Raw genomic sequence first — 269 nt, forward strand, 5'->3', positions numbered from 1 at the left:
CCAGCAGCAGGCTCGACAGCCCGGCAAGCCCCAGGAGCCAATGGCTCAGGGAAGAAGGTTGCTTGCCCATCAAAGACCGAACTCCTCGCTGCGCTCGAAGCTGTCCGCCAGGCCGAAGGCCTTCAGCCCGCCCACCGAGGCGATGGCGTTGCGCACGAAGCGATCGTCCACCAGGTCCTTGGCGGTGTGTGCCGGGTCAAGGCCGGCCAGAAAGCCCTTGTCGCCCTCGATCAGGGTGTCCTTGAGGCGCTTGACCAACTCTTCGGTGT

At 65.1% G+C, this 269-nt stretch carries 1 pseudogene; it reads right to left on the minus strand.

Annotated features, from left to right (window positions below):
* Nucleotides 1-69: 69 nt before the first annotated feature.
* Nucleotides 70-269 (minus strand): annotated as a pseudogene (locus SB725_RS31455) (ABC transporter substrate-binding protein); the annotation flags it as partial.

Source organism: Pseudomonas sp. SIMBA_041, from assembly GCF_046535095.1.
GTDB lineage: Bacteria > Pseudomonadota > Gammaproteobacteria > Pseudomonadales > Pseudomonadaceae > Aquipseudomonas > Aquipseudomonas mucoides.